Here is a 24309-nt window from a genome sequence, read left to right as displayed (position 1 = left end):
ATCAGTGCGCGCCGACCTTCCGCGCGGCCTCCACCGCCGCCTCGGCGCCCTCATGCCATGCCGCCCCGTGTCCGGGCAGCACATGCTGGGCCTCCGTGAGCGCGATGGCCTGCAGGGAGTCCATCGCCTCGGCGGTGTTCTTCGTCGCTGCGCCGGCCACGATCTGCGGCCCCGTCTCGGCGGTGTAAGGGTCGAGGGTGACCAGGGCGTCACCGGTGAACACCGCGCGGCGATCCGGCAGGTGCAGGATGCAGTGCCCGTCCGTGTGCCCCGGTGTGTGCACGGGGACCGGGTTTCCTGGGATCTCGAGCATCACACCATCGGGCATGAGCTGCATCCCGTGCACCCCCTTGACGTTGAGAGCTCCAGAGACTGCCATCTTCCCCAGCAGCGGCAGCGAGCGTGGATGTGTGAAGGGGTAGAGGAGCCGGTTGCGCTCGGTGGCGTAGCGATACGGGTGGGCGGCGAGCCACGCGTCGCGGTGATGGACGATCACCGGAACGCCGAGGCTCTGCTGAGCGCGCAGCGCGAAGCCCATATGGTCAAAGTGCGCGTGTGTTAGCACCAGTGCCTGAACCTCATGAGGCATGCGAGCCCGGGCCTTGAGGATCTCCATGACGCCCTCCCACATCCGTGGGAGCCCGGCGTCGACCAGGGTGATGCCCTTCTGGTCCTCGATGACGTAGCAGTTCACATTCGCTGCGGAGACCCGATGAATGCCGGGCGCGACCTCGAGTGTGATCATGTGGGCATACTCCATTCGGTGGGACTCAAGGATGAGGATCGGGTCAGCTGCGGCGCCGCCTGAGCAGTTTCCAGGTGTTGCCATCATGCACGTCGTAGGTGAGCTGGTCCAGAGCCATCGTCGCGATCGCGAGGCCTCGGCCAGATTCTGCAAGCTCATCAGGGAGTGCCGCCTCCGCCACGATGATGTCGGCGGGCGCGGCGTCATCCACGAACCTCGCCGTGAGGTTCTTGGCCTTCACCGTGAGGTCCACCGAGACGGAGACGCCGGAGAGCTGGCCGGTGGGGGAGGCACAGGCGTGCGTGACGATATTGGTGGCGACCTCGCTGACCGCCAGCGAGAAGAACGTGCGATCCTCCTCGGAGACATTTCCCGCCTGCTCGTAGAGGGCCGTCAGGGCGTCGAGAACCTCTTCAACAAAGGGCAGCTCGGCAGTGCCCCTGAGCGATCTGCGAAACGTGGTCTCATTCATTCCCGAATGCCGCTTCCGCGGTGGGGTAATCCTTCAACACCCGGTCCAGGCTGGTCAGCTTGAGCACGCTCTTGACCGGTTCGGTGGCGGAAGCCAGACGGAGGTCGCCCTCTGCCACCCGCGCAGCTTTGAGCCCGCCGATCAGCGCTCCAAGTCCGGAGGAGTCGATGAACTCGGTCTCTGCGAGGTCGACGACGATCCGCGGCTGCCCGGACTCGATCAGCTTCTGGACCTCCTGCTTGAGCCGCGGAGCTCCTGAGGCGGTGAGGCGCCCCACCGGTCGCACTGCCGCGTAACCCTCGTGAGTGGTGACTGTCAGCTTCATGTGACTCCCTTCGGCTCTTCGGCGTATGCCGCTGGGCCCTTGTAGAAAATTGCCTGGACGATGATGCTCAGCGCGGCGAGGTCGTAGCCGACCCAGACGGTGTTGACCAAGGTGCCGGTGCCATCTCCGGCGCCCACCAGCACCCGGACGATGCCGATGACGAAGGCGATGACCAGCAGCACGATGGCGGTCAGCTGCGGCCACACTTCGCGCAGCGGCAGGCCCTCTGCGCTGCGCCCGTCCTTCCGGGTGACGACGAAGCTCAGCGGCTTCTTGAACACCACGTTGGCGAAGGAGCTGGTGCAGGCCTTGATCCAGACGGGGAACAGGGCCAGTGAATATTGCTGGCCCCGCCAGGTACGGATGCCGCGGGCGACCACCAGGAAGAGCAGCTGGTTCATCAGGAAGTACGGGATGAATCGAGCGAAGAAGTCCACGCTCCAGGCTGTGACGGGCAGGATCCCGAGCGTGAGGTAGATGATCGGTGCGGCGAGGTAGACCAGTGCGGCGAAGCCGGAGAGATAGCTCCACATGGTGCCGAAGTACATCAGCCGCTGACCGCCTGAGAGGCCCTTCTTGGCCAGCGGGTTGTCCCGCAGGAAGACCTGCATCGTCCCTTGGGCCCAGCGCAGACGCTGTTTGAGCATGGTCTGCAGGTCCTCAGGTGCCAGGCCGCGAGCAAGCACCTCGTGGTGGTAGACGCTGCGCCACCCCATGCCGTGCAGCTGCATGGCGGTGGCCATGTCCTCGGTCACCGAGATGGTGGCCAGCGGCTGTATCGGCTGGGCCTCCTCCGGGCGATCTACACGCAGCGCGTCCAGCAGGGCGGCCACGGATTTCACCGCGCCCAGAGGGGAGAGTTCACGGGTGGCCAGCGCATCTAGAGCGACATCGTTGACCACCAAGGTGCCCAGCTCGGCGTCGCGCTGGATGGGAAGCGATTCGATGGCTGCCAGGTCATCGGCCATCGTGGCGAGGTCATTGTCCACGAGCCTGCGGGAGGCTGCGTCGATCTTCGCGCGCAGCCGGTACGTCACCTCGGCGATCGGTTCGGCCTGGGAGATGTCAGCGCGTGCCCGCGTCACCTCCTGACGCAGTTCTCGAAGCTCCAGGTGCAGCTCGGGGACTGACTGGTTCCGCCGTGCCTCGCGCCCAAGGAGCTTCTCCGCTGCCCGCAGAGTCCGCTGAGTGGAGTCTTCGACGTCGCGCACGTAGCCCACGATCCCGAGCTGCATCAGTGATTCTCGTCGCAGCACGGCGTTGGATCCGCAGAAGAACGCCGCGTTCCACCCGTCTTTGCCCTGCTGGATGGGCCCGTAGAACAGCGGTGCCTGGCTGCCCAGCGGATCCGCCTCGTTGACGTTGATGAACCACTGCGGCGTCTGCACCAGCGCGACCTGCGGGTCATCAGCGAAGTACCCCAGGGTCCTATGGAGGATCAGCGGGTCGGGGATCTGGTCAGCGTCGAGGATGAGCAGGAACTCGCCCTCGGTCTCGAAGAGCGCGTTGTTCAGGTTTCCCGCTTTGGCGTGACGAGGCTTGTCCTGCCAGTCGGCCGTGCGGGTGATGTACCCGAGCCCTGCGGAGCGGGCGGCTGCGGCCATCTCCGCCCGGTCGCCGTCGTCGAGGATCCAGGTCTCATGAGGATAGGCGATGCGCTTGGCGGCGCGTGCGGTCTCCATGACCATCTCGACGGGTTCGTTATAGGTGGCGATGAAGACGTCCACTGTGCCCTGAGGCTCGGACTTCGGGCCCTCCCGCTCCTTGGCTCGCCACATGGTGGTGGAGAAGAGAATAGTGTCGATGAGGCTGTAGGTCTCGGCCACGATCAGCGGCACTGCGATCCACCAGGCCTCCCAGTTGATCGATTCCAACCAGCGCCAGGTGATGTAGTTGACACCGAGCAGCACCACCAGCACTGCCAGGATGCGAATGAGGATGAGCCGTCTGCTCACGCCTCTCTCCTGACGACGACGACCGTGACGTCATCCGGAGCCTTGCCGCGCACCGCCCAGCGCAACGCCTCCTGCACCGCTCCGTCGACGCCGGAGACGTCGAGAATCTCTCCCACCTGACCGAAGGGGTCCTCGAGATCCAGCAGATCGAGCAGCCCGTCGCTGCAGCACATCAGAGCGTCTCCCGGGTGCAGCTGCACCGTGCCGAGCTCATGCGGCTCGTCCATGCCCATGGCCAGCGGCAACCCGGTGGAGCTGAGGTGTTCCCAGGTTCCGTCTGCTCGGTAGATGAAGCTCAGACTGTGGCCGCCGTCCACGTAGCTGATCTGTCCCGTGGTGGTGTTCAACTCCGCGCAGAACATCGTGACGAACATGTTCAGGTCACCGATGTCATGTTCCAGGAGGGCATCAACTTCTGCGACCGTCTCGAGCACTGAACGATCAGGAGCTGTGCGCATGGAGGCCCGTACAGCCGAGGCGATGATCCCCGCACCGGTGCCCTTGCCCATCACATCAGCCAGGGTGATCCGGAGCGTGTCACCCTGGAGCACCACATCGTGGAAATCCCCGGAGACGCTGCCGGCGGGTGCAGAGCCTGCGGTGACCGTGAAGCCGGAGGGCTGCGGAAGATCTCGAGGGTTCAGAGCTCGCTGCACGATTGCGGCATGGTCCAGCTCCTGCTGTTGAGCAAGTTCGGTCTGGACCCAGAAAGCGAGGTCTGCGAGCACTTCGCGCTCATGCTCGCCAAGCTGCCGGGGCTCGGTGTCGAGCATGCACAGGGTGCCCACATGTTCACCGCCGGGGGCCTGCAACGGATGGCCGGCGTAGAAGCGAAGATGAGGATCACCCAGGACGAAAGGATTTGAGGCCCAGCTGGGGTCCTGCGCTGCATCTTCGATGACCAGGGTGCCGGTCTGTTGGATCGTGGCCTCGCAGAACCCGTCGGCGCGAGGAACCTCCTTGACGCCGATGCCGACCTCCGACTTGCGCCATTGGCGGTCCCGGTCGAGAAGGTTGACGCTGACCATGGGCACGCCGAAGATCTGCTGCGCCAGGCGAGTGATGCGGTCCACGCGTTCATCCGGTGGCGTGTCCAGGATGTTCAGTGCATCCAGCGCTCGCTGGCGTCGATCTTCGTCAACCACGCTCAGGCTCCTCTCAAGCTGATTTTCAGAGAACTGCTTGAGAGTCACCCTAGTACACGGTGGATGAGCCGTAAGGCCCCTCCACCTGGGGCGACGTGAGTGCGCAGGACCCCAAGGCCTGGGGTCCTGCGCACGGAGTCAGTCCTGTGTGGTGCTCAGCGCGTGGGGCGCGGTGACCGTCCGGCCGAGGCCGAACCGCCGCGGGGAGCGCCGCTGCGTCCGCCGCGTGAGGGTCCGCCCTGACCGCCGCGGGAGGAGCCGCCGCGTCCGCCGCGGGCCGGTCCGGCGCCGCGGGAGGAGGGGGGACCGGAGCGACGGCGGGGCTGCTGCTGCTGCACGGCTGCGCGGGGGGAGGGCTTCACGAAGGGGGCGGTCTCGCCGACCAGATCGCTGACGGCCTCGGATTCGCTGTTGACCCGAACCGGGTGCACGGCGATGGCTGCCTTGCGCAGCAGGGCCTGGGTATCGCGGCGCTGCTCGGGGAGCATCACCGTGACCACATCACCGGCGCTGCCGGCGCGCGCGGTGCGGCCCGAGCGGTGCAGGTACGCCTTGTGCTCGGCCGGCGGGTCCACGTGGACCACGAGCTCCACGGAATCCACGTGGACGCCGCGGGCGGCAACATCGGTGGCCACGAGGACCTTGATGTCGCCCTCACCGAAGGCTGCGAGGTTGCGGTCGCGCTGGGACTGGGACAGGTTGCCGTGCAGGTCCACCGCGGGGGTGCCCTGCTCGGTGAGCTGCTTGGCCAGCTTCTTGGCCTGGTGCTTGGTGCGGGTGAAGAGGATGCGGCGACCGGTGCCGGAAGCGAGCTGCTTTACCAGGTCACGCTTGTCGTCGTTGTTGACCTCGAACACGTGGTGGGTCATCGCGGAGACGTGGGAGGTGGCCTCGTCCACGGAGTGCAGCACCTCGTTGTTGAGGAAGCGCTTGACCAGCTTGTCCACGCCGTTGTCCAGTGTGGCGGAGAAGAAGAGGCGCTGTCCCTTGGCGTCGGTCTTCTCAAGCAGTCGGGTGACCACGGGCAGGAAGCCGAGGTCGGCCATGTGGTCGGCTTCGTCCAGCACCGTGATTTCGACAGACTCAAGGGTCAGTGCGCGCTGGTTCAGCAGATCTTCGAGGCGACCGGGGCAGGCGACTACGATGTCCACGCCGGACTTCAGCGCGTTGATCTGGCGCGAAGCCGTCACACCGCCGAAGACGGTGGTGGTCTTCAGGTTGTATGAGGCGGCCAGGGGTTCCAGCACAGCATTGATCTGCGTGGCCAGCTCACGGGTGGGAGCGAGCACGAGGCCGAGTGGGCGGCCCGGACGTCGGCGCTTGGCCGCGTCCTGCTCGCCAAGGCGGGCGACCATCGGGATGGAGAAGGCGAGAGTCTTGCCCGAGCCGGTCTTGCCGCGGCCGAGGACGTCGCGTCCGTTCAGCGTGTCGGCGAGGGTCTGCTGCTGGATGGCGAAAGCGTCAATCTTGCCGTCTGCAGCGAGTGCGCGCACCAGCGGTGCGGGGACGTTGAGTTCGGCGAAGGTCTGGGTCTCAGAAATGGCGGGAGCCTTTCGGAAAGCGCCAGACACAGAGAGGGCAGGGGTCACCGGCCGGGAACTGGTCTGGCATAGGGCGAAGGCATCGGTTGATGCACTCGGTCGCCGCGAGAAAATCACTGCTGAAACGTGGGCCGGTGGAACGGCACGGCCCCGTTGATCAAGGCGTTCTTACGACGCAGGCAACCACGCGAGGTGGTCACCAGATTCCCCACTATACCTGCTTATCGGCACAGTCCTAATGTCAGCCCTTGCCGCTGATCTGGCTGTAGTGCGCCAGAGCCTCCTCGCGAGAGGCTTTGAGGTCGATGATCGGGGTGGGGTACTCCGGTGTGTTCAGCTCCGGAATCCAGGCGCTGATATAGCGCCCCTTCGGGTCGAAGCGGTCACGCTGGCGCTCAGGGTTGAAGATCCGGAAATAGGGTGCGGCGTCCATCCCGCATCCGGCCACCCACTGCCAGTTGGCGGGGTTCGACGCGGCGTCGGCGTCGACCAGGGTGTCCCAGAACCAGGCCTCGCCCTCACGCCAATCGATGCCAAGGTTCTTGATCAAGAGACTTGCCGAGGCCATGCGCACACGGTTGTGCATATGACCGGTCTCCCAGAGCTGGCGCTGGCCGGCGTCGACCCAGGGGAAGCCTGTTCGTCCCTTGGTCCAGGCCTGAAATTCCTCGGGTGATTCGCTGCGTGACTTCCAGGGGTAGGCGTCGAACTGGGAGCGGAGGTTGGTGTGCGGCAGGTGGGGGAAGTGGAAGAGAAGGTGCCAGCAGAACTCCCGCCAGCCGATCTCGGAGAGGAAGGTGCTCACCGATTCGGGGCTCTGCTGATGGGCGGCTTCCCAGACCTGCCGCGGGCTGAGCTGGCCGAAGCGCAGGTAGGGGGACAGGCGCGAGGTGTCATCATCGGCGGGAACATCGCGGGCGTCGTCGTAGTCCTGCACCTGGGTCTCGAGGAAATCGCGCAGCCGCTCCTGGCCACCTGTCTCGGTGGGGGTCCAGGTCTTGCGCAGGCCTCCGGCCCAGTCCGGCCGGGTCGGCAGCAGCTCCCAGTCCTCGAGACGATCCGTGCGCGGGCCGGGCTGCGGCAGCGCGGCCCATGCGGTCTCCAGAGTTCCCAGGGCGGCTGGTCGGTCCCGCGTGGGGCCGGGGTCCCGGACGCTGATCTGGCGCCAGAACGGGGTGTAGACCTTATAGGGCCCTCCGGTGTTGGTCTGCACAGTCCAGGGCTCATGCAGCAGGGAGGCGTTGAAGCTCTCCACCTCGATGCCGTGCTCAGGCAGCGCGGCCTTGATGCTGGCATCGACCTCGCGTTCGGGACCGCCGTAGCGCCGGGACCAATGCACCCGCTGCGCACCGAGCTCGCCGCCGAGTTCTAGCAGGATCTGCCGAGGGTCACCGCTGCGCAGCAGCAGGGGGATGCCCAGCTCCGCGAGGTTCTCCTGCAGGGAGCCCAATGCGTGGTGCAGCCACCATTTGGCCGCGCCACCGAGGGCCCTGACACCGGGGCTGACCTCATCCAGGACATAGAGTGCGACGACGTCGCCCGGATGTTCTGCGCGGCGACAGGCTTCCGCGAGCGCCTCGTGGTCTGCCGTGCGCAGATCGTCGCGGAACCAGACCAGAGTGCGGGTCATGAATGCCTTTCAATGAAGCGATGCCGCCTGCGCGGCTGTCTGGCTGGCACAGTAGCAGGGTGATACCCCAAGGCCACCTCGAGGCGGCTTCGGGAGGGTAGACATCTTAGCGACGTTAGTGCGGCAGTAAGTTGCGGCCTTCAGTTGAGGTGAAGCGACAGGATTAAATTGGACGCGGCCATCTCAGTCCTAGGCCCGATGTCCATTCCCCTATAGCGGCATAGCGGCAAAACCTTCCGGGCCAAAGCAGGAATACTGACCGCCACTCTTCACGTTCTTGCTCGTGGACCCGGCCCTTGCGCCGGCGGTCGCGACTATAAGGAGCACCCGACGATGACGACAGTTCCTCAGATCACACTCAACAATGGTGTCACCATCCCGCAGCTGGGATACGGCACCTTCCAGATCACTCCCGAGACTACCAAGGGTGCGGTCCTGGAGGCATTTGAAGTCGGCTACAGGCACATCGACACCGCTCAGATGTACGGCAATGAAGCCGAGGTGGGACAAGCCTTGAAAGAGTCTGGCCTTTCTCGGGACGAGGTTTTCATCACCTCCAAGCTGAACAACAGCTTCCACAGGTTCGACGACGCCCTGAGCGCCACTGATGAGTCTCTCCGCGCACTCGGCTTAGAGCAGGTGGACTTGTTCCTTATCCATTGGCCGCTGCCGACCATCGGTGTGGATTACGTCGAAACCTGGAAGGCAATGATCGAGATCTACAAGACCGGCAAGGCGCGGGCGATCGGCGTCTCCAACTTCCAGGTGTCCCACCTGCAGCGGCTGATTGATGAGACCGACACTGTTCCTGCAGTCAATCAGATCGAGATCCATCCGTACCTCACCAATGAGGAAGTCCGCGCCTTCGACACCGAGCACAACATCGCTACTGAGGCATGGTCACCGATTGCAAAGGGTGCGGTGCTTGAGGATCCGCTGCTGAATGAGATCGCTGAGCGTCTCGACCGCACTGTCGCCCAGGTGACCCTGCGCTGGCACATCCAGCAAGGCCACATCGTCTTTCCGAAGTCGGTGACCCGCTCCCGGATCGAAGAGAACTTTAACCTCTTCGACTTCGAGCTTGGCGAGGAGGACGTCGTGGCGATCTCGGGGTTGAACAAGGATCAGCGCACCGGTCCTGACCCAGACAGTTTCGACCACATTCCGTAGTCAGCGCGAAGATGTATAGACATCGGCCTCGCCGGGAGGATCACGGTCCTCCCGGCGAGGCCGATGTGCGTCGGAGGTTTCAACATATACGCCCGGTGAAGGATCGGCTATCGGTGCGGCACACCCGCACTGGGGCGCCTTCAAACGGGTGAACCATTGCCTAGCGGTGCGGTCAAGAGAAAGAACCAGGCGCCTGTCGGCAGGCTTGTGAGCACGCAAGTAGGAACATGTGTGGTGCCTTGAGTTATCTGGCAGATCCAGAAGTTGGGAGCATGCCCGGCCTGCTCACGATTCGGGTCACAAGGCGGGTTCCTCGGGCTTCGAGTGCATCCTGTTGCCGGGGTGAGGGGTCTCGGGTCGGTGGGATCTAGATAGGTGCCCGCTGAGGGGCCGGCTTACGTGCGTTCATGGTCCGGTTGAGGACTCGGTGCACGCAGAGGGATCCCTTTACGGGGCCCGATCCAGCATTGTGGCTGACACACTGGACACATGGCCTTCGAACGGTTCCCGATCCGAAGATTGACCGAAGATCCGTCCAACACACTGGACCGGCAGATGTGGCCGGCGACGTTGGCGCCTGTAGCGACGATCCTCGATCATGGGCTCGATCTCGGCCCGGCTACCGTCCTAGTGGGTGAGAACGGATCCGGTAAGTCGACCATCATCGAGGCAATCGCCTTGGCCTACGGGCTGTCCCCCGAAGGAGGCTCGACAGGAGCCCAGCACACCACACGTTCCACGGAGTCGGTACTCGCCGATCACCTCCAAGTGGTCCGAAACGCTGGTGCCACCCGGCGTGGGTACTTCCTGAGAGCCGAAACGATGCATGGCTTCTTCAGCTACCTCGAGTCGAACCCCAGCACGAGCGGGCTGCCGGACCTTCCGTTCCACGAGATGTCCCACGGTGAATCGTTCCTCGAACTCGTAGGTGATCGATTTCGTGGATCGGGTCTGTGGCTCCTCGACGAGCCAGAATCAGCCCTGTCCTTCTCGGGTTGCCTAGCGTTGCTCAGCGTACTGAAAGACATTGTGGCGGCAGGGGATTCCCAAGTGATCCTTTCAACGCACTCACCCCTCCTGGCCGCCCTGCCAGATGCACAGATGCTCGAGGTGGGTAGCTGGGGCCTCCGCCCTCGACAGTGGGAGGATCTCGACCTCGTCACGAGCTGGCAAGCCTTCCTCTCCTCGCCCGAGCGCTACCTCAGACACCTCTAGCTGAACCACCGCCCCAACTCCCCATCTTGCGATCTCGCCTGCCCGGGGTGGGATGGCGCTGCGGGCTTCCCCAGAGTCGGAGCTCACTTGGGTTGATCAGCACTCACGGGGCGTGGCCCTGAAGCACAACGTCGCACAAAGTCACTTGCCCACCCGGCCAGCACTAGTTGGCAGTATCCACGCTCGCGTTCTCCTCCGGGGTGACCCCTACCGCGAACGCCCACTGTGCACTACGGGGGCCCTGCTCCGCCTCGATTTCCAGCCACCCTGCATACGAGGAGTCCGTGACAACTTCAAAGGCTTGTCCATCTTCCGAACGAGGCATAACCTCTTGTTCCTCACCGTCCAGGAAGAACGAGGGTCCGTGATCTGTGCCCTCACACCAAACAAAGACCGCGGTAGTTTCATCCTCTGGGGGCAACATTGTGCCTCCGCCGGAAGGCCCCGAGTTCTCGACTGCATACGCGTACCAGGATTCGAAACTTTGTTCCTTCAGAGCTGCTGTTGCCTTGTCCATACGTTCTTGTACGTCCTCGTCAGTGTCTGATGCTCCGGTGCCAGACTGCCCGGCACCTTCAGCACAAGACACGAGTAAGAGCGGGACGCTCGCAAGGCCTAAGAGTCGAGAGGTTCGCATACTTCCTCGTCTGAAATAAGAACCTCGGGCGGAGCTCCATACCTTGCCTTCGTGTCTCGTATCGCGGTGAGGCTACCTGTCGGACCTTCACTCCAGTTCGGCAACGCACAGTGCACATCAAATCCTTGACTTTCTATATCGGAAAACCTAGGTTTTCTGCAACGGAAAGAGAGGGTGCTATGACGAGTGACGATTCATGGCCAACCGAGTTCAACCCGGCCCAGGCACTGGCTGACGTCGACGGTGCTTCCAGCTCCATGGTGGAGTCCACAGACGCGCCCCGCGGATTCATGTTCGCCTTGGTGGCAGTCATTGCGACCGTCTTTGCTCTCATCAATGTGGTGTCGTGGCCCGTGATCTTCGGTCTAAGTGCACTCGCGGTGCCACTATTCCTCTGGTACTACCTGGTCATGCGGAAGCGACCTAAACGGCGACACGCACTCGAACGCTCGAAGGCCTATCTGGTCTACTTCCTGCTGTTCTCCGCGGTCCTTCACCTCAGCGGATATTGGGGGCCGGGTTCTTGGGGAGAAGTTGCCGCGAAGTGGCTCGTAGTGTTCGCACTCGCCTGGACCTCCATCTCCCTCGCACGCAAGGCGGACCTGCAACATCGGCTCAAGGACGCCAGTGAAAGCTGCGTCTAGCCAGGTGGGATTCGACGAGCTGATCCATGCCCCCGTAAGGCTGCGCATCTGCGCCAGTCTGGCCCCTCTACAGTGGGCCGAGTTCGCTCAGCTACGGGACGCGCTCGAGGTCGCCGATTCAGTGCTGAGCAAACACCTCAAGCAGCTCTCCGAGGCTGGCTACGTAGAAGTAGAGCGGTTCTCAAAAGGCGGACGAAGCTACGTCAGAGTCGCACTGAGCAGGAATGGCCGGAAAGCATATGTCGGTCACGTCGCGTCCTTGCGCGCGATGACCGACGAGACGACATAAGCCCAGTCGAGAAATGTAGGCTCACGAACTGCCAGACAAACTGCCCTGTGAAGGATTGGCAATCGCGCGCGAGCTTGCCCCGAACCCTCGAACCTGGGGGTCATCAGCCGGGTGGTCGGCCTGGGTGCCTCGCGGTTCTCTCTGCGGACGCCGGGGTGCCTGCGGTGATCGTCTCAGCGGCTTCGATGATGCCGATACCCAGGCCCATCGTCCAGGTGAAGGGGTCGACAAGGACTAAGATTCCGATCACTGCGCCGATTGCAGGGTCCAGTGAGAACAGCGTCGCTACCACTCGGCTGCCGACCAGCCTCAGCGCGAGGGAGTCACACAGAAAGGTCGCGGTGATCCCAACTGCCGCATATGGTTACACGTTCACACACTGGGCCGGTGAAGGAGATGTCGATGGCGGAGGGCGCTGAATCTACTGAGAACGCTGGATCCACTGAGAACTCGGAAGAGGATTCCGCGCGGTGGCTCGTGATCAAGGGCCGGCGTTGGCGGCGCACCGACCCGGCGCTCCCGGCAGAGCTTGAAGCGCAGCTGAAATCCCATCTGGGCCGGGGCAGGTCCTCCGTGGGAGCGGGAAAGAAGACCGGCGACGACGAGCGGGTAGCCCGGGCGCGGAAGCGGGTGAATCTCGCCAAGACCGGCCTGGGGGAGCGCGGCCCCTATTGGTGGGAGCGAGATGAGTCAGCGCGGCTCGAGGCGGCGCGCGCCGCACTGCAGGAACTCGACCAGCTCCCCGAGTGAGCGTGGACGGCGACCACGTCTACCATGGGTCCATGTCAGAACCCGCGATCTCCCCACAGCGGCCAGCGCTCATCGTCATCGACGTACAGCGCGGATTCGATGACGCGCAGTACTGGGGCCCACGCGACAACCTGGACTGCGAGCGCAACATCTCGACACTGCTGGCGCACTGGAGAGACCGACAGTGGCCCGTGGTCTTCGTCCAGCACGACTCGGGAGACCCCGATTCGCCCCTGGCGCCAGCGTCTGCCGGTCATGAGTTCAAGGACGTCGTCACAGGCAGCCCAGACGTTCTGGTGCGCAAGAGCGTCAATTCCAGCTTCTACGGCACACCAGACCTTGATCACTGGCTTCGGTCGAAGGGCATCGAGCAGGTCGTGATCTGCGGGATCACGACCAACCATTGTTGTGAGACGACCGCTCGGATGGCCGGGAACCTCGGCTATGAGACGTACTTCGCCATCGATGCCACCCACACCTTCGACCGTGCCTCACCGGAGGGTGAGACGGTCTGCGCCGCCACGCTCTCGACGATCACCGCGACGAACCTGGGCGGAGAGTTTGCCACGGTGCTGCGCACAGCGGCGCTGCTCGACGTGCTGGCAGGACCCGGTGCCGAGCAGGCTCAAGACCCCCGCGGACACGGGTCCAGCTGACCCGTGTCAGCTAGCCTCGGGCGACGGCGCGGTCCGCTCGACGCAGCAGATACCACCCGAGTCCCGCCAGGAGCATCTCAAGTGCCGCCACCGCGGTTGCCAAAGGAAGCAGCGCCGGATGAAGCCCGGCGAGGCTGATGACCGAATCCCCGTGATTGTGTGCCTGAGCAACGGCGCTCCGGGCACCCGCCGCGCTCACCAGCGCGGTCGTGCTGGTGAGCGCACTGTCCGCCACCGGCAGCGTGGAGTCTTTCGAGGCGAGCATCCCCAGGTGCATGACCAACATCCCGCAGTTCATCACGCCGATCAGCGTCCAAGAACGCACGCTCGCCATGCGCCAGAGATGACCGGCGCAGGGAAGGCAGACGATGGCCATGGCCGTCATCAGCAGACTCCAGCCCAGATGACCTCCGTGCCCCAGCATCAGCAGGTGAAGGATCCCAGAGGCGCCGGCGCCCACGGCGGCTGTGCGCCGGATCCGCAACAACACGTCCATGTGACCCTTCCGAAATACGTGTGAAATGTGTCATATTTATTCTTGAGCGTGCGCTCAACTATAAGGAGGACCACCATGGCTGACAAGACGTCAACCCCGCAGCCCCGACATCCCCTCACTCCACTCTCTGTGCAGGAGATCGAGTCCATGCGCAGCGTGCTCGAGCGTGAAGGACTCATGAATGAGGCCACCCGCGTCTCCTACGTCACGTTGCGCGAACCCGAGAAGCAGGCAGTTCTCGACTGGTCCCCCGAGGACCGGCTGCCCCGCGAGGTCTCGCTGCTGCTCACCGACCTCTCCACACTGACCCTGACCGATCTCGTGGTGGACCTGGATCAGCGCAGCATCGTGGAGCGCCGCGACGTCGACGCCGTCGCTGAGGGCACCGCCCCGAGCTTCGACGAGGACCTCGCCGGTGCCGATCCCATCGTGAAGTCGGATCAGCGCTGGGTGGACGCGATCGCGAAGCGCGGCGTCACCGACCTGGACAAGGTCATCGTCGTGGGACTTTCGGCCGGTGTCTTCGGCTATGACGATGAAGTGGGTGTCCGGGTGGTGCGCGCCTTGGCCTTCCGCCAGGACTACCCCACGGATTCGGTCTGGGCGCATCCGATCGACGGCGTCGTCGCCCATGTGGATCTGACCAATGAGAAGGTGCTGCGCGTCATCGAGACCGAGGTCATGCACGTCCCCGAGGAGTCCGGGGACTATCTGGATCCAGCGGTGCGCGGGGAGTACCGCACCAGCCTGAAGCCGATCTCCATCACCCAGCCCGAGGGCGTCAGCTTCTCCCTGGAGGACGGCGTGCTGGCCTGGGAGAACTGGAAGGTCCGCGTCGGCTTCAATGGCCGGGAAGGACTCACTCTGCATCAGCTCAGCTTCCGCGACCAGGGGGAGGACCGGCCGATCCTCTACCGGGGCTCCATCGCAGAGATGGTGGTCAACTACGGCGACCCCACCCCCTCCCACGCCTGGCAGAACTACTTCGACGTCGGGGAGTACCAGTTTGGGCGGCTCGCCAACGCCCTGGAACTCGGCTGTGACTGCAAGGGGGAGATCACCTACGTGGACGCCGTCGTCGTCGATGATCTCGGTCAGCCGCAGACGCTCAAGAACGCGATCTGCATCCATGAGGAGGACTTCGGGGTGCTGTGGAAGCACAGCGATGACTTCTCCGGGACCAGCGAGGTCCGCCGCCAGCGCCGCCTGGTGATCTCCTTCTTCGTCACCGTGGGCAACTATGACTACGGCTTCTACTGGTACCTCTATCTGGACGGGAAGATCGAGCTCGAGTCCAAGGCCACCGGGATCGTGTTCACCTCCGGAATGCCCTCGGCAGACTATCCCTACGCCACGCACATCGCTCCCGGACTCGGCGCACCGGTGCACCAGCATCTGTTCTGCGCCCGGCTGGACATGAGCGTGGACGGGACCCGCAACTCCGTGGACGAGATCGATGCCGCGCGCGTGCCCTCCAGCGCAGAGAACCCCTGGGGCAATGCCTTCACCCGCGACATCACCCGACTCACCACGGAGCAGCAGGCGGTCCGCGACGCCAAGGGATCCGTGGGCAGGGTGTGGCGGGTCAGCAGCGCGGACCGGACAAACCGGATGGGCGCCCCGACCTCATACGTGCTGCACCCCGAGGAGAGCCCCACGCTGCTCGCGGCAGAAGACTCCTCCATCCGCAAGCGCGCAGCCTTCGCCGGACACCACCTGTGGGTGACCCAATACGACAGGGACGAGCGCTTCCCGGCCGGGGACCAGGTGAACCTCAACCCAGGGTCCGGCGGTCTGCCCGCGTACATCACCCAGGATCGTTCGCTCGAAGGGCAAGACCTGGTGCTGTGGCACACCTTTGGCCTGACTCACTTCCCGCGCACAGAGGATTGGCCGATCATGCCGGTGGACTACGCCGGGTTCACGCTTACCCCGGATGGGTTCTTCGACCGCAACCCCACACTCGACGTCCCGCCCGAGACGTCCGGGCACTGTGCCGCAGGCTCAGGGGCGGCCGAGTCCGCCGAGGCTGGAGGCTGCTCCTGTCACTGAGTCGACGGGCCGGGGCTGCTCGTGGAGGCGTGCGCAATGGCCTCGAGGCCGGTCCCGGTCAGCCAGGCGGAGAGGCAGTGGTGGATGGTCTGCCACTGCCTCTGCGCTGAGGCCAGCGTGGTCTGCAGCGCGCACTCCACCTGGAAGCCAGTGATCAACACCATCAGGACATCGGCGAGTCCCGCCAGAGGGGCGCTCGGGGCGAGCTCACCGGCGTCCACCGCCTCCTGCAGGTGGGTGAGGAGCTGTCGTCGCCACTGCGCGGCGACCTCGGTCTGAAACTGCGCCAGGTCCGGCTTGGACGTGGCGCGGCCCCAAAAATTGACGACGACGAAGGCCTCGCGCTCCGTCTCGGGTCCCACAGGCAGAATCTCCTCGAGCATCTCCCAGAGGGCGCGCAGCCCCGTATGCTCCGCCACGCCCTTGGCGATACGGTCGTTGGTGCGATCAAAGATCAGCTGGAATGCGCGGAAGACCACATCATCGAAGCCGGCGAAGTAGTGCCAGAGCGCCCCGGTGGAGACGCCCAGCTCGTTCGCCACAGCACGCGAGGTGGTGGTCTCGAGTCCGTCGCGCGCAGCGATCTTCAGATAGGTCCGCACGATCTGCGCTCGGCGGTCTTCGCGGTCGATCTTCTTCGGCATGGTCATGATTCTTCCCCACCACAGGCCCTTCGAGGTCACTAGGCGCGCTGCGGCGGGTCAGGAGGCTGCGGCGGCGAGTGTCTCCTGGTGCATCCGCTGGCGTCGGTACGCACTGGGGGACTCGCCGTACTCGGCGCGGAAGACCCGGGAGAAATGGGCGGCATCATGGAGCCCCCACCGTCCGGCGACCCAGGAGACCGGCCGCTGGGCATAGACCGGGTCGAGGAGGTCACGGCGGATATGTTCCAGTCTTCGGGCCCTGATCCAGGCGGAGATCGTCTGGCTCTCCTCGGCGAAGATCGTGTAGAGGTACCTGACCGAGACGAAGTGCGCCGCTGCGATCGAGGCGGGAGTCAGCGTGTCCTCGGCGAGGTGGTCCAGGATGTATTCGCGGACCTCGCGCTCCAGACCCCGGGTGGGGGAGCTGAGGCCCTCGTGGTGAGAATCCAGCTCGTGAGCGAGCATCGTGACCATCAGGTCCAGGGCTGAATGCACCAGCCTGCTGCCGTAGGCGTCCGGCAACTGATCGATGCTGTTACAGAGCTCCACGAAGAACGGATTGATCAATCGGCCGAAGCCATGTTCGCGGGAGAAGCAGGTCGCGGTCACACCGGAAATCTGCTCCGGGGTCAGATCGACCGGTTCCTGTGGGATCACCATGACCATCGTGCGGCTGGATTCGGGGAAGTGCAGCGAATACGGGCGGTGCGTGTCGTAGATCGCCAGATCCCCAGGGCCCAGCACCGCTCGTCGGCCGTCCTGCTCCAGCACGGCGTGCCCGGAGAGCTGGAGACTGAGCTTGTAGAACCGTGAGTCCTCACGCGAGATCAGCTCCGGGGTGCGCCGGACGGTGTGGGCCGTGGTAGCCAGCTCGAAGACCCCCACGCCGTCGAAGGCGGTATGACGCAAGTGGCCCCGGAAGGGGAACCCTGGCTTCTCCCGGATCTCCAGTGGTACCACTGCAGCCGCGATGGCTTCGCGCCACGTGTTCAGGTTCACCGCGGGACGGGCGCGGTCAAGGGCCGGGCCGAAACGGTGGCTGGTGTGCATAGTCCCTCCTGCAAGTGAGTTCCCTCAACAATATTGAGCAACCGCTCAATATTGATGGCAGAGGCGTTTCGGGTAGGTAAACCTTCATGTTCGCTGAGTGTGACACCACTCACATCGCTTGTAAAGCACCATCCCGCAGAGGGGCGGAGCCAGAACCCGCCGGAATGAACAACACGGATGCACCGTGACGCAAGACTCCACCGGCTTCGGCTCGGGATACTTCTCGGCAACAGGCGGCGACGACGTCGCCCAGATCCCTGATAGTTCGCCAGATGAGGAGAACAGACATGGCTGAATCCACCGCTCCGGCACGACCGCCTACAGCCGAGGAGACCGCACTGGCCCGACGCACCCTGGGTGTCCCGGCCCTGGTGTTTCTGATCATCGCCGCCTCCGCACCGCTGACCGTGCTGGCCGGCGGTGCCACCACCAGCTTCGCCATCACCGGGCAGACCGGGGTGCCCGTGGGCTACCTGCTGCTGGGCGTCATCCTCGGGCTCTTCGCCGTCGGGTACGGCCGGATGAGCACCTACGTGCAGAATGCCGGCGCCTTCTACGCCTACGTCGCGGCAGGGCTCGGGGTCCGTCCGGGCATCGGGACCTCCTTCCTGGCGCTGATGACCTACAACGCGATGCAGATCGGCATCTACGGAGTCTTTGGCTTCACTGCGTCCTCGATCATCCATGACCTCTTCGGGGTCACCGTCGCCTGGTGGGTATGCGCCCTGGTCGGCTGGCTTCTGGTGGCCATCCTCGGGGTCAATCGGATCGACCTCTCGGCGAAGCTCCTCGCGGTCATCGTGCTGCTCGAATTCCTCGTGGTGATCGTGGTCAGCCTGCTCTCGCTCTCCGTGGCTCCCGAAGGCGTCACCGCCGAGACGCTGCTGCCGGAGAACTGGTTGAACGGGAGTCTGGGTGCGCTGCTGGCCTTCGGCATGGCTGCCTTCATGGGCTTCGAGTCCGGTGCGATCTACTCCGAGGAGGCGAAGAACCCGGAGCGTTCCGTCGCACGGGCCACCTATATCGCCGTCGCGATCATCTCGGTGTTCTACGCCGCCTCATCCTGGGCGCTGGCCGCCGGAATCGGCCCCTCGCAGATCGTGGCGCAGGCTCAGGAGTGGGGCCCCGATCTGGTCTTCGTCTTCCTGGACGGCAAGCTTCCGGCGCTGCTGGTCAACCTCGCCGCAGTGCTCTTCCTGACCAGCATCATGGCGGCGCTGGTGGCGTTCCACAATGCCGCAGCCCGCTACTTCTTCTCCATGGGGCGGGCTCGGGTCCTGCCCGCCGTGCTGGGACACACAGGCAAGGTCAGCGGCGCTCCGGTGGCCGGCTCGCTCACCCAGAGCGGGCTCGGGCTCGTGATGATCATCATCTTCGCGATCGCAGGGGCGGGCTCCGAACTTGGGCCGCTGTTCCCCGTGCTGACGATCTTTCCGTGGCTGACCAACGCCGCGGGATTCGGTCTGGTGCTGCTGCTGTGCATCACCTCCGTGGCGGCGCTGCGCTACTTCAACCGAGATCCCGAGCGTCACCCGCTCTTCGCCCGGACCATCGCCCCGCTGCTTGCGGCCATCGGACTCGGCATCATCGCTCTTCTGATCATGTTCAACTTCGACGTCATGATCGATGCGGAAGGGTTCTCGGTCCTGGTGATCCTGCTGCCCGGGGTGATCGTCGGCTCCGGCCTGGTCGGTCTGCTCTGGGGACACTATCTCAAGCGCTCACGCCCCGAGATCTACCGAGGTGTCCGCGAGGCGAACATCGGCTGAGTTCCGACCACCTAAGGGTGCGGCCGGGGTGCTTGCCTCGGCTGCACCCTTCAGTGCGCGGATGCGTGCACCCACACCCGAAGGAGCATCACGGAGTGCCCGAGCGCAGAATCAGGATCACGTCTTGTGCGCCGCATCACATACCGTATACGATCTGGGATACCATCCCGCCGGAGCGATCCGGACCGGCTCGTCGAGGAGACCTATGACCGCGCAGACCCTGGACACACCCGGCAAGATCATCGCCGTCCACATCAGCTATGAGTCCCGCGCGGCAGAACGCGGCCGGCGGCCGGAGGCACCCTCGTACTTCTTCAAACCGACCAGCTCCATGGCATCCTCCGGGGAGACGGTCGAGCGCCCGGCCGGCACGGAGCTGCTCGCCTTCGAAGGGGAGATCGCCCTGGTGATCGGCACCGCCGGCCGCCATATCCGCGCGGAGGACGCGTGGTCCCACGTCAGTGCGGTCACGGCGGCCAATGACTGGGGGCTCTACGACCTTCGGGCGGCAGACAAGGGATCAAACGTCCGCAATAAGGGCCGCGACGGCTACACCCCACTGGGCCCCGAACTCATCCCCGCGCCCGAGGTGAACCCGGAGTCACTGCGCCTGCGCACATGGAAGAACGGCCAGCTGGTCCAGGAGGACACCACCGCCGCCATGATCTTCCCCCTGAGACAGCTGCTCGCCGACCTCTCCCAGCACCTCACCCTGGAAGCAGGGGACGTCATCCTCACCGGCACCCCGGCGGGGGCCTCCGTGGCGGAGCCGGGCGACGTCGTGGAGGTTCAGGTCGATGCCGGCGCGCTCAGCAGCGGTCGGCTGATCAGCACGGTCACCGAGGGTCCCGGGGACTTCGACCCCTCCCTGGGCAGCCTGCCCCAGGTCAATGACATCCAGCGCGAAGAAGCCTGGGGTTCGCGTGAATCTGCGGGACTCCCACAGGCGCCTGACTCCGCGTTGAGCGAGCAGCTGCGCGCGAAGCTGCTCGAGGCTCCGGTCGCCGGCTTGTCCCAGGAGATGCGCAAGCGAGGCTTCAACAACGTCACCATCGACGGCGTGCGCCCCACCCGCAGCGGCACCAAGCTCATCGGCACCGCTCGCACCCTGCGCTTCGTGCCGAACCGCGAAGACCTCTTCGCCTCGCACGGCGGCGGATTCAACGCACAGAAGCAGGTTTTCGACTCCGTGGATGCGGGTGAGGTGATCGTCATCGAGGCCCGCGGAGAGCGTGGCTCCGGCACACTCGGCGACATCCTTGCGCTGCGCGCGCTGCAGCGGGGAGCGGCCGGGGTAGTGACCGACGGCGGCGTCCGGGACTACTCCACCGTGGCCGATATCGCGCTGCCGGTCTTCAGTCAGGGCGCCCACCCGGCCGTGCTGGGACATAAACACGTGCCCTGGGACGCCGACCTCACCATCGCCTGCGGCGGCGCCACGGTCCAGCCAGGGGACATCATCGTCGGCGACGACGACGGCGTGATCGTGCTGCCTCCGGGCATTGCCGAGGATGTGGCGGACGCGGCGCTGACGAAGGAGATCGAGGACGCCTGGATCGCGGACCAGGTCAAGGCCGGGCACCCCGTGGACGGACTCTTCCCGATGAACTCCACCTGGCGGGCTCGGTATGACGAGGAGCGGGGTCGGGCGCAGGGCACGGTCGATCCGCAGAGCCAGACGCGGGTGGAGGCGCCCGCCGTCGAGGGGGAGGGCCCGTGATCCGCATCGACGAACGCATCAGCAAGTCCGAGCTGACCTATGACTGGATCCGGGAGCGCATCATCGGCCGGGAGTTCAATCCCGGCTATCGGCTCGTGCTCGGCGCGATCGCCAAGGAGCTCGGGATCAGCGTGGTCCCCGTGCGGGAGGCGGTGCGCCGCCTCGAAGCCGAGGGCCTGGTGGAGTTCGAGCGCAATGTCGGCGCCCGGGTCGCCATGGTCAACAGCGTCGAATACATCGACACTATGCAGACTCTCGGGGTCCTGGAGGGGGCTGCCACAGCGCTCGCGCTGCCGCAGATGTCCCAGGAGGACATCGATCGCGCCCAGTCGATCAACGATTCCATGCGCGCCATGCTGGAGAGCTTCGATCCAGTGGTGTTCACCTCGCTGAATGAGAAGTTTCACCGCGCACTCTTCCACCGCTGTCCCAATCCACACATCGCTGAACTCGCCGATCGTGGATGGAACCGGATGGCCGGGCTGCGCAGCTCCACCTTCAGCTTCGTGCCCGAGCGCGCGCCACGCTCGGTGCAGGAGCACGACGAGATCCTGCGGCTGATCCGTGAGCACGCCGAACCGATGGAGATCGAGATGGCAGTCCGCCAGCACAAATGGCGCACGGTCGAGGCCTACCGAGAACAGGGCCACCACGCCGTCCCGAGTCCCGCGACAGCCCGCTGACCTGCCATGGCACCCATCGAACCCAGCGCCTGCGCGCCAGAAGGAGAAGACACCCGATGAACGACTACCAGACCCCCGTCCCTGCCGATCTGCCCGAACGGATCCAGCACTACATCGACGGCGAGTCCGTGGACTCAGCCGAGGGCGGCACCTTCGAGGTGCTCAACCCGGTCACCAATGAGACCTATATCCACGCCGCCGCCGGAACCAAGGCCGACGTGGACCGTGCCGTCGCCGCGGCGCGCCGGGCCTTCGAGACCGGCCCCTGGCGCGAGATGCTTCCGCGAGAACGTTCCCGGGTGCTGCACCGGATCGCCGACCTGGTCGAGGACCGCGGAGACCGCCTCGCCGAGCTGGAGTCCTTCGACTCGGGCCTGCCCATCACCCAGGCATTGGGTCAGGCGCGCCGCGCCGCCGAGAACTTTCGTTTCTTCGCCGACCTGATCGTGGCCCAGGCCGACGACGTCTACAAGGTCCCCGGTCGCCAGGTCAACTACGTCAGTCGCAAGCCCATCGGCGTGGCCGGGCTGATCACCCCCTGGAACACTCCGTTCATGCTGGAAAGCTGGAAGCTCGCCCCGGCGCTGGCGGCGGGCAACTCTGTGGTGCTCAAACCTGCCGAGTTCACCCCTCTCTCGGCCAGTCTGTGGGCTGGCATCTTCGCCGAGGCGGGACTGCCCACCGGGGTGTTCAACCTGGTCAACGGGCTGGGGGAGCAGGCCGGCGACGCGCTGGTGAAGCACCCGGAGGTGCCGCTGATCTCGTTCACCGGAGAATCCAGCACCGGACAGACCATCTTCGCGAACGCCGCACCGGCGCTGAAGGGGCTCTCCATGGAGCTGGGCGGGAAATCGCCCGCCGTCGTCTTCGCCGACGCCGATCTTGAAGCCGCCATCAACGCCACGGTCTTCGGAGTCTTCTCGCTCAACGGTGAGCGCTGCACCGCCGGCAGCCGGATCTTGGTCGAGCGCAGCATCTATGACGAGTTCGTCGAGCGCTACGCCGCCCAGGCCAAGCGGGTCAAGGTCGGCTTCCCGCATGAGCGTGAGACCGAGGTCGGTGCGCTGGTGCACCCGGAGCACTTTGAGAAGGTCATGAGCTATATCGAGATCGGCAAGGGCGAGGGCCGGCTCGTGGCAGGCGGCGGACGCCCCGAGGGGTTCCCGACCGGAAACTTCGTGGCTCCCACCGTCTTCGCCGATGTTCCCAGCGAGGCCCGGATCTTCCAGGAGGAGATCTTCGGACCGGTGGTCGCCATCACACCCTTCGACTCGGAGGAGGAGGCCCTCGAGCTGGCCAACGACACCAAGTACGGGCTTGCCGCCTATATCTGGACCAATGACCTCAAGCGATCGCACAACTTCGCCCAGTCGGTGCAGGCTGGCATGGTCTGGCTGAACTCCAACAACGTGCGCGACCTGCGCACCCCCTTCGGCGGGGTCAAGGCCTCCGGTCTCGGGCACGAGGGCGGCTACCGCTCGCTGGATTTCTACACCGACCAGCAGGCAGTGCACATCAATCTCGGTGAAGTCCACAACCCGGTCTTCGGCAAAGCCGACTGACCAGCACTCTTATCCGCCCTCACGTTTTCACCATCAAGCAAGGACGCTTCAGATGACAGACACCTCCTTCCAGCGAGTCCCCACTCCCTCCGTCCCCGCCCCCGACATCCTGCGCTGCGCCTATATGGAGCTGATCGTCACCGACCTGAAACGGTCTCGAGACTTCTACGTCGATGTCCTGGACCTCACCGTGACGGCCGAGGACGAGGACGCGATCTACCTCCGGTCCATGGAGGAGTTCATCCACCACAACCTGGTGCTGCGCCGCGGTGAACAGGCCGCCGTCGCCGCCTTCTCCTACCGCGTCCGGGCCCCCGAGGACCTCGACAAGGCGGAGGCGTTCTATACCGAGCTCGGCTGCGAGGTCATCCGTCGCAGAGAGGGCTTCACCCGCGGCATCGGCGACTCCGTGCGGGTCCAGGACCCGCTGGGCTTCCCCTACGAGTTCTTCCACGAGGTCGAACACGTGGAACGGCTTGCCTGGCGCTATGACCTCTACACCCCCGGGGCGCTGGTCCGCCTCGATCACTTCAACCAGGTCACCCCCGATGTGCCCAAGGCCGTGGCGTATATGGAGGACCTCGGGTTCCGCGTCACCGAAGACATCCAGGACGAGCACGGCACCACCTACGCCGCGTGGATGCGACGCAAGCCCACCGTCCATGACACCGCCATGACCGGCGGCGCCGGACCACGCATGCACCACGTCGCGTTCGCCACCCATGAGAAGCACAACGTGCTGGCCATCTGCGACAAGCTCGGGGCGCTGCGCCTTTCAGACCATATCGAGCGCGGCCCCGGTCGGCACGGCGTGTCCAATGCCTTCTACCTCTACATCCGTGATCCCGATGGGCACCGGATCGAGATCTACACCCAGGACTACTACACCGGAGATCCGGACAACCCCGTGGTGACCTGGGACGTGCATGACAACCAGCGCCGTGACTGGTGGGGCAACCCGGTGGTCCCCTCCTGGTACACGGAGGCCTCCACGGTGCTGGACCTCCACGGACGTCCCGTCCCGGCCACGGAGCGCACCGATGCCTCCGAGATGGATGTGACCATCGGCGCCGACGGGTTCTCCTACACCCGCAAAGAGGACGAGGAGTCCATGCCCTCCTGGAAACAGGGCGAGTACAAGCTGGGTCACCAGCTCTGA

22 protein-coding genes are annotated in these 24309 nt (G+C 64.9%); 12 read left to right on the top strand and 10 right to left on the bottom strand.

Annotation, left to right across the window (positions count from 1 at the left end):
* Window position 1: 1 nt before the first annotated feature.
* From IY716_RS01960 to IY716_RS01930, 7 genes are all read right to left on the bottom strand, one after another.
* The gene (locus IY716_RS01960) at window positions 2-745 is read right to left on the bottom strand and encodes an MBL fold metallo-hydrolase (protein WP_218219964.1); all 744 of its coding nucleotides are present in this window, start codon (window positions 743-745) and stop codon (window positions 2-4) included.
* Window positions 746-788: 43 nt separating this feature from the next.
* Window positions 789-1217: an ATP-binding protein gene (locus IY716_RS01955; protein ID WP_218219963.1), complete on the bottom strand. Its 429-nt coding sequence runs from the start codon at window positions 1215-1217 to the stop codon at window positions 789-791.
* Complete coding sequence (locus IY716_RS01950; RefSeq protein WP_218219962.1) at window positions 1210-1542, bottom strand: STAS domain-containing protein; 333 nt, start codon at window positions 1540-1542, stop codon at window positions 1210-1212. Before IY716_RS01950 ends, IY716_RS01955 begins: the two co-directional genes overlap by 8 nt.
* Window positions 1539-3497 carry a glycosyltransferase gene (locus IY716_RS01945; protein WP_369699554.1) on the bottom strand — a complete coding sequence of 653 codons (1959 nt, stop codon included), beginning with the start codon at window positions 3495-3497 and terminating at the stop codon, window positions 1539-1541. Before IY716_RS01945 ends, IY716_RS01950 begins: the two co-directional genes overlap by 4 nt.
* The gene (locus IY716_RS01940) at window positions 3494-4642 is read right to left on the bottom strand and encodes a GAF domain-containing SpoIIE family protein phosphatase (protein WP_218219961.1); all 1149 of its coding nucleotides are present in this window, start codon (window positions 4640-4642) and stop codon (window positions 3494-3496) included. Before IY716_RS01940 ends, IY716_RS01945 begins: the two co-directional genes overlap by 4 nt.
* Window positions 4643-4797: 155 nt before the next feature.
* Window positions 4798-6213, bottom strand: a complete 1416-nt coding sequence (locus IY716_RS01935; RefSeq protein WP_218219960.1) for a DEAD/DEAH box helicase — start codon at window positions 6211-6213, stop codon at window positions 4798-4800.
* A 211-nt stretch (window positions 6214-6424) separates the two neighbouring features.
* Entirely contained in the window at window positions 6425-7813 is a 1389-nt protein-coding gene (locus IY716_RS01930) for a deoxyribodipyrimidine photo-lyase (protein WP_218219959.1), read from the bottom strand.
* A 333-nt stretch (window positions 7814-8146) separates the two neighbouring features.
* On the opposite strand from IY716_RS01930, the gene IY716_RS01925 reads away from it, so the two are divergent.
* The 6 genes from IY716_RS01925 (at window position 8147) to IY716_RS01900 (ending at window position 13174) form a co-directional block, all read left to right on the top strand.
* Window positions 8147-8983, top strand: a complete 837-nt coding sequence (locus IY716_RS01925) for an aldo/keto reductase (RefSeq protein WP_218219958.1) — start codon at window positions 8147-8149, stop codon at window positions 8981-8983.
* A gap of 489 nt (window positions 8984-9472) precedes the next feature.
* Complete coding sequence (locus IY716_RS01920; protein ID WP_218219957.1) at window positions 9473-10198, top strand: AAA family ATPase; 726 nt, start codon at window positions 9473-9475, stop codon at window positions 10196-10198.
* Between the two features lie 816 nt (window positions 10199-11014).
* Entirely contained in the window at window positions 11015-11479 is a 465-nt protein-coding gene (locus IY716_RS01915; RefSeq protein ID WP_218219956.1) for a hypothetical protein, read from the top strand.
* Window positions 11463-11768: a transcriptional regulator gene (locus tag IY716_RS01910; protein ID WP_218219955.1), complete on the top strand. Its 306-nt coding sequence runs from the start codon at window positions 11463-11465 to the stop codon at window positions 11766-11768. The genes IY716_RS01915 and IY716_RS01910 overlap by 17 nt, the downstream gene beginning before the upstream one ends.
* A gap of 396 nt (window positions 11769-12164) precedes the next feature.
* Window positions 12165-12518, top strand: a complete 354-nt coding sequence (locus IY716_RS01905; protein ID WP_255316543.1) for a biopolymer transporter Tol — start codon at window positions 12165-12167, stop codon at window positions 12516-12518.
* 32 nt (window positions 12519-12550) lie between these two features.
* Window positions 12551-13174, top strand: coding sequence for a cysteine hydrolase family protein (locus tag IY716_RS01900; RefSeq protein WP_218219954.1), 624 nt, complete (start codon window positions 12551-12553; stop codon window positions 13172-13174).
* Between the two features lie 10 nt (window positions 13175-13184).
* Here IY716_RS01900 and IY716_RS01895 read toward each other — a convergent pair whose 3' ends face one another.
* The gene (locus IY716_RS01895; RefSeq protein ID WP_218219953.1) at window positions 13185-13670 is read right to left on the bottom strand and encodes a hypothetical protein; all 486 of its coding nucleotides are present in this window, start codon (window positions 13668-13670) and stop codon (window positions 13185-13187) included.
* A 75-nt stretch (window positions 13671-13745) separates the two neighbouring features.
* Here IY716_RS01895 and IY716_RS01890 point away from each other — a divergent pair, with 75 nt between their 5' ends.
* A complete protein-coding gene (locus tag IY716_RS01890) occupies window positions 13746-15722 on the top strand; it encodes a primary-amine oxidase (RefSeq protein WP_218219952.1) in 1977 nt (658 codons plus the stop codon).
* On the opposite strand, the gene IY716_RS01885 is transcribed toward IY716_RS01890, so the two are convergent.
* The gene (locus IY716_RS01885) at window positions 15716-16366 is read right to left on the bottom strand and encodes a TetR/AcrR family transcriptional regulator (protein ID WP_218219951.1); all 651 of its coding nucleotides are present in this window, start codon (window positions 16364-16366) and stop codon (window positions 15716-15718) included. The two genes, IY716_RS01890 and IY716_RS01885, sit on opposite strands and share 7 nt — an antisense overlap.
* 57 nt (window positions 16367-16423) lie before the next feature.
* Entirely contained in the window at window positions 16424-17416 is a 993-nt protein-coding gene (locus tag IY716_RS01880) for a helix-turn-helix domain-containing protein (protein ID WP_218219950.1), read from the bottom strand.
* Between the two features lie 287 nt (window positions 17417-17703).
* Here IY716_RS01880 and IY716_RS01875 point away from each other — a divergent pair, with 287 nt between their 5' ends.
* From IY716_RS01875 to hpaD, 5 genes are all read left to right on the top strand, one after another.
* A complete protein-coding gene (locus tag IY716_RS01875; RefSeq protein ID WP_218219949.1) occupies window positions 17704-19185 on the top strand; it encodes an APC family permease in 1482 nt (493 codons plus the stop codon).
* A gap of 178 nt (window positions 19186-19363) precedes the next feature.
* Window positions 19364-20905 (top strand): fumarylacetoacetate hydrolase family protein, encoded by a 1542-nt coding sequence (locus tag IY716_RS01870; protein WP_369699665.1) that lies wholly within the window; start codon window positions 19364-19366, stop codon window positions 20903-20905.
* A complete protein-coding gene (locus tag IY716_RS01865) occupies window positions 20902-21588 on the top strand; it encodes a GntR family transcriptional regulator (RefSeq protein ID WP_369699553.1) in 687 nt (228 codons plus the stop codon). Before IY716_RS01870 ends, IY716_RS01865 begins: the two co-directional genes overlap by 4 nt.
* Before the next feature lie 56 nt (window positions 21589-21644).
* Window positions 21645-23150 carry a 5-carboxymethyl-2-hydroxymuconate semialdehyde dehydrogenase gene (gene hpaE / locus IY716_RS01860; RefSeq protein WP_218219947.1) on the top strand — a complete coding sequence of 502 codons (1506 nt, stop codon included), beginning with the start codon at window positions 21645-21647 and terminating at the stop codon, window positions 23148-23150.
* 52 nt (window positions 23151-23202) lie between these two features.
* Window positions 23203-24309, top strand: a complete 1107-nt coding sequence (gene hpaD, locus IY716_RS01855) for a 3,4-dihydroxyphenylacetate 2,3-dioxygenase (protein WP_218219946.1) — start codon at window positions 23203-23205, stop codon at window positions 24307-24309.

Origin of the sequence: Nesterenkonia sp. Act20, assembly GCF_019173455.1 — a bacterium.
Taxonomy (GTDB): Bacteria; Actinomycetota; Actinomycetes; order Actinomycetales; family Micrococcaceae; genus Nesterenkonia.
The sequence above is the reverse complement of the archived record's forward strand: the minus strand, read 5'-3'. Positions and strand labels throughout refer to the sequence as shown.

Excerpts from the sequence above, each read along its gene's own strand:
- IY716_RS01960 (WP_218219964.1), bottom strand. The coding sequence starts at position 745 with ATGATCACACTCGAGGTCGCGCCCGGCATTCATCGGGTCTCCGCAGCG.
- IY716_RS01955 (WP_218219963.1), bottom strand. The coding sequence starts at position 1,217 with ATGAATGAGACCACGTTTCGCAGATCGCTCAGGGGCACTGCCGAGCTG.
- IY716_RS01950 (WP_218219962.1), bottom strand. The coding sequence starts at position 1,542 with ATGAAGCTGACAGTCACCACTCACGAGGGTTACGCGGCAGTGCGACCG.
- IY716_RS01930 (WP_218219959.1), bottom strand. The coding sequence starts at position 7,813 with ATGACCCGCACTCTGGTCTGGTTCCGCGACGATCTGCGCACGGCAGAC.
- IY716_RS01925 (WP_218219958.1), top strand. The coding sequence starts at position 8,147 with ATGACGACAGTTCCTCAGATCACACTCAACAATGGTGTCACCATCCCG.
- IY716_RS01920 (WP_218219957.1), top strand. The coding sequence starts at position 9,473 with ATGGCCTTCGAACGGTTCCCGATCCGAAGATTGACCGAAGATCCGTCC.
- IY716_RS01915 (WP_218219956.1), top strand. The coding sequence starts at position 11,015 with ATGACGAGTGACGATTCATGGCCAACCGAGTTCAACCCGGCCCAGGCA.
- IY716_RS01905 (WP_255316543.1), top strand. The coding sequence starts at position 12,165 with ATGTCGATGGCGGAGGGCGCTGAATCTACTGAGAACGCTGGATCCACT.
- IY716_RS01900 (WP_218219954.1), top strand. The coding sequence starts at position 12,551 with ATGTCAGAACCCGCGATCTCCCCACAGCGGCCAGCGCTCATCGTCATC.
- IY716_RS01895 (WP_218219953.1), bottom strand. The coding sequence starts at position 13,670 with ATGGACGTGTTGTTGCGGATCCGGCGCACAGCCGCCGTGGGCGCCGGC.
- IY716_RS01890 (WP_218219952.1), top strand. The coding sequence starts at position 13,746 with ATGGCTGACAAGACGTCAACCCCGCAGCCCCGACATCCCCTCACTCCA.
- IY716_RS01885 (WP_218219951.1), bottom strand. The coding sequence starts at position 16,366 with ATGCCGAAGAAGATCGACCGCGAAGACCGCCGAGCGCAGATCGTGCGG.
- IY716_RS01880 (WP_218219950.1), bottom strand. The coding sequence starts at position 17,416 with ATGCACACCAGCCACCGTTTCGGCCCGGCCCTTGACCGCGCCCGTCCC.
- IY716_RS01875 (WP_218219949.1), top strand. The coding sequence starts at position 17,704 with ATGGCTGAATCCACCGCTCCGGCACGACCGCCTACAGCCGAGGAGACC.
- hpaE (WP_218219947.1), top strand. The coding sequence starts at position 21,645 with ATGAACGACTACCAGACCCCCGTCCCTGCCGATCTGCCCGAACGGATC.
- hpaD (WP_218219946.1), top strand. The coding sequence starts at position 23,203 with ATGACAGACACCTCCTTCCAGCGAGTCCCCACTCCCTCCGTCCCCGCC.